The following is a 1,239-nucleotide window of genomic DNA, read 5'->3' on the forward strand; positions in this document are numbered from 1 at the left end:
GCCGCCCGAGGTCTCGTGCTGTGGGCTTCGTACGAAGCCGGCGCCGACGTGCCACGCGGCACCGTCGTGAACCTCGAGGTCGCCACCGGCAGTGTGACGCTCGTCAACGTCGCCGGCTACACGCTCGACGCGGCCACCCGCGAACTCGAGTCCGATGCCCTGCAGCTCACGGTGCTTCCCGTGGAGGACCCGTCGTGCCCCGCCACACCCGGGGGTCCCACGGTGCTGTCGCAGTCCCTCGCACCCGGCGACGTGCCGATCCACTCCACGGTCGAGCTGACCTACTGCACCGGCTCCTAGCCCTCCTGTGCCCGATGCGGGTGCAGGCCCGCGCCGCGCGCGGCGGCATCCGCCACGCCCACTCGCTCCAGCCAGTTGCCCAGCAGCCGGTACCCGCCCTCGGTGAGCACGCTCTCGGGGTGGAACTGCACGCCGTCCAGTGGGAGGGTGCGGTGGGTCAGACCCATCACCACGCCCGAATCGGTGCGGCTGGTCACACGCAGCTGGGCAGGGAGGGTGCGCTCGGTGACCGCCAGCGAGTGGTACCGACCGGCGATGAAGGGGTCGGGGAGCCCCGCGTAGAGCGCGTCGTGATCGTGGTGCACCGCGCTGGTCATCCCGTGGACGAGTTCGGGAGCATGCCCCACCTCCGCCCCGAAGGCGGCCGCGATCGCCTGGTGGCCGAGACACACGCCCAGAAGCGGCATCTGCGCCCGTGCCGCGGCCTGGACGACGGCGATCGACGCCCCGGCACGGGCCGGCGTGCCGGGACCGGGCGATACGAGCACGCCCGCGAAACCGGCGATAGCGGCATCCGGATCGCGGATCTCGTCCGCTTCGACCACGGATGCCTGCGCGCCGAGCTCCTGCAGGTAGGCGATGACGGTGTGCACGAAGCTGTCGTGGTTGTCCACGACCAGCACCCGGCCGCTCACTGGACGGTGACGTCCTCGGGAGCGATCAGCTCGGAGACCCACGGAAAGATGTGGAAGAACAGGGCGTAGACGACGGCCGCCGCCAGCAGAATCAGGATCACCACGCGGACCCACCACGGGCCCGGGAGGATCCGCCACAGCGCTGCGTACATCAGGCCCCTTCCACGGTTGCCAAGGACTCCGGGGGGCCGTCGGCACGCGGAGTGAATGAGTCGAACACCGCATACGCCGCGAGGCGCTCCGCCGTGGACCACATCGGACTGCAGGTCGTGAGCGTGAGGTAGCGCCCGTCCGCGGCGACGCC

Annotated in this window: 3 protein-coding genes; 1 reads left to right on the top strand and 2 read right to left on the bottom strand. The window is 71.1% G+C overall.

Annotated features, from left to right (window positions below):
- On the top strand, nucleotides 1-300 hold a 300-nt coding region (locus NQ160_RS23955; RefSeq protein WP_374113712.1), incomplete at its 5' end, for a PASTA domain-containing protein.
- Here NQ160_RS23955 and NQ160_RS23960 read toward each other — a convergent pair.
- Together NQ160_RS23960 and NQ160_RS23965 are read right to left on the bottom strand one after the other, a co-directional pair.
- Nucleotides 297-914 carry a glutamine amidotransferase-related protein gene (locus NQ160_RS23960; RefSeq protein WP_374113713.1) on the bottom strand — a complete coding sequence of 206 codons (618 nt, stop codon included), beginning with the start codon at nucleotides 912-914 and terminating at the stop codon, nucleotides 297-299. The two genes, NQ160_RS23955 and NQ160_RS23960, sit on opposite strands and share 4 nt — an antisense overlap.
- 17 nt (nucleotides 915-931) lie before the next feature.
- The gene (locus tag NQ160_RS23965; RefSeq protein WP_257517476.1) at nucleotides 932-1,087 is read right to left on the bottom strand and encodes a hypothetical protein; all 156 of its coding nucleotides are present in this window, start codon (nucleotides 1,085-1,087) and stop codon (nucleotides 932-934) included.
- Nucleotides 1,088-1,239: the final 152 nt, after the last annotated feature.

The organism is Microbacterium sp. zg.Y909, from assembly GCF_024626565.1.